We start from the raw sequence: 2,440 nt of genomic DNA, 5'->3' as shown, positions 1-2,440 counted from the left end.
AAGGCAAATCATGCTCTGGGCAGCTGAATCAGACTGGGCAGTAATCAAAATGGAAAAGAGCTGATACTATGGTCAAATTCGTGGGGATCCCTCAGATATTTCACTGTGTAAATATTGTTACTATCCAGCTCAATCTCGACTTCAGAATCAGAATCACAATCAGTTCCTACGTACCTTTGGGATAATTCGTCATTTAACTTCAATTCGCTTTTTATAATACCCTTGGGTATAAGAATCAAACCGAAGTTATTTTTTCCATACCAATGGTTACCTTTAACAAAATTTTCTAATCTGACTCCTGTCCAACCTAGTGTGGATAATGAATCTAAAGCGCTACTTAGATGATCCATATTTATAATAAACGGTGAATAAATTACAGATGATTCATTAATGCTGTCGGGAATTGACAGTGTATTTTTAATAACGGTAAACCTTTTTCTTTCAAGCTCTTTTGTTACTGTCTGTGTTTCTTCTTCTGATAAATACTTGGTATATAAATGCACTTTTGTATTTGAGCATCCAGCTAACAATATGAGTAGAGTAATAATTAGTATACGGCACATTTTGCAGCTCACTCCTGGTAGGCCTAACGCCCCGCGCATGCGCGCGAACTTGTGAGCGTCGCAGGGGCCGCAGGCCCCGAATGACGCGGATTGTTATGTTTTACCACACCGATACCTTTGTCTCGATGTAGATTGAATGCTCATCCAGCTCACCAGTAGGCAGAACCGTTACTGACTCAATCTGAACAAATTTACCTTCGCGAACACTATCAGAAAGCCAATAATCTTCTCTTGCCAAAGAAAACTCAGGTTGTCCGATTGCGCCAGGTTGAGCACCATTTAAATCGTCATCCAAAGGCTCGATTGCAACAATGTCGTAAAGCTGACCATCTTCCACGAATGGGCCAACATGCGAAATTTTGCCCTTTGAGATATCCGGCGACAATGAAGCCCACCATTCAGAGGTGCCAATGTGAGGGTGCTCATTAAAAAATTCAGGGAATGACGATTGAAGCTCGTTGTTTATTTCAGAAGCCCAATCAGCATTTTCTTTTTCTAAGTCGAAGATTACATCCATGTCATTTCCTTTAAAACATAACGCAAAGCTTTGGGGCGGCTGGAGCAAAGCGTAAGCCGTCCCAGCCGCGTTAGCGGCGACAATAGCGCCTTGTTATACATCATCTTTTAACAGCCTGTGCAACGCATCTATACGCTTATTGATTTTTTTGCTTTCTGCATGCAATTCGGCACTCATACCAAAAATAAGTATTAAAAAAACATACAATACAGGCTGCTGCATGATTTCTGGATACATCCATAATAAAAATGCTATGCCTAAAACCATGCTGAAAAATCTGATGATACTGCCTTTCCAATTTGGGCGAAGCTTCTCGAACTCATCTAATAGTGCTTGTTTCTTTTGCATGCTATTAAAAAGTGAATGAGCTTCAATTTGATCTTTGTCCATCAAATGTACCTATTGTGATGTATAACGCAGCCAACACAGGCGGCCGAAGCGCAGTGTAGGCCGTCAAGCACAATGCGTTTTTTGCATTGTGTGATTGTGATTGGCCTTGTTAGGGAGATATGGCACTGAGCCCACAATCATTTCTGTCGATAGTGAACTCACCGATAACCACGCCGTCACTGCCTGAATAAGAATAAGTATACTTTCCTCCATACTGCAGTGATGGTTTCATTTCATGGCTTAAGCAAACACCCATTTTAACGGAGGGAAAAATATGAGTTTTTATTACCCCAGAATCTAAATCGCTGGAGGAATAATTCAGAAATGAAAAGTGATAAGTAAGCAATGCTCCCGGACCGGCGCTAGCCCCGTCCATGCGAGTTTCCTCATCAACCATTGTCGGACCAGAATCATTTATCTGCTTCGCTGCAACTTCAAAACCTTCAGCTAATTTTGCCATGATTTCTTTTTCTGTTGGTTTAGATGAAGAGAATGCAGACTTTCCTGCCACCTTACTAACTTGACCACCAGTTCCAGCAAAGACAGGAACTACAACCAGGCCAACGACAGCCCCTAAAATTAAAGGCAACTTGTTAATCATAATTTCTCCTGTTCTTACCCACAAACGCGAGCAACTTGTTGCGAGTCGAGAGGCCAAAGGGCGCGATTTTAATTGTGTTTGTTAGGCAACTTCAAAAAAGTGACAAATAGTAATTGATACATACTACCGTCACAGTAAGTAAAACGTATGATGCAAATGTTACAGGTACGGGTGATGGCTTATAACTGACTCTGGCGAAGACGGTGTTACTAAATTTTGCGCCAGATATTTTAGTGTCTGTATCTGCGTTACTTTTTAGAACTGCCGGATCAAAGAGAGTATAAAAAAATCTGTGTAAGTGGCATTCTACCCATGTATTTGAAAGGAATAAAGAATGCCAGTATCAGACCAGCTTATCGATCAGTTATT

General features: G+C 41.0%; 4 protein-coding genes. All 4 read right to left on the bottom strand.

Annotated features, from left to right (window positions below; genetic code table 11):
* Positions 1–44: 44 nt before the first annotated feature.
* The gene (locus H141_RS0119430; protein WP_019677935.1) at positions 45–563 is read right to left on the bottom strand and encodes a hypothetical protein; all 519 of its coding nucleotides are present in this window, start codon (positions 561–563) and stop codon (positions 45–47) included.
* Positions 564–663: 100 nt separating this feature from the next.
* Positions 664–1,080, bottom strand: a complete 417-nt coding sequence (locus tag H141_RS0119425) for a hypothetical protein (protein WP_019677934.1) — start codon at positions 1,078–1,080, stop codon at positions 664–666.
* Positions 1,081–1,173: 93 nt separating this feature from the next.
* Entirely contained in the window at positions 1,174–1,470 is a 297-nt protein-coding gene (locus H141_RS0119420; protein WP_019677933.1) for a hypothetical protein, read from the bottom strand.
* Positions 1,471–1,579: 109 nt separating this feature from the next.
* On the bottom strand, positions 1,580–2,071 hold the full coding sequence (locus tag H141_RS0119415; RefSeq protein WP_019677932.1) for a hypothetical protein: 492 nt from the start codon (positions 2,069–2,071) through the stop codon (positions 1,580–1,582).
* Between the last annotated feature and the right edge of the window lie 369 nt (positions 2,072–2,440).

It is taken from the genome of Arsukibacterium perlucidum DSM 18276, from assembly GCF_000382165.1.
GTDB classification, from domain to species: Bacteria; Pseudomonadota; Gammaproteobacteria; order Enterobacterales; family Alteromonadaceae; genus Alishewanella; species Alishewanella perlucidum.
The sequence above is the reverse complement of the archived record's forward strand: the minus strand, read 5'-3'. Positions and strand labels throughout refer to the sequence as shown.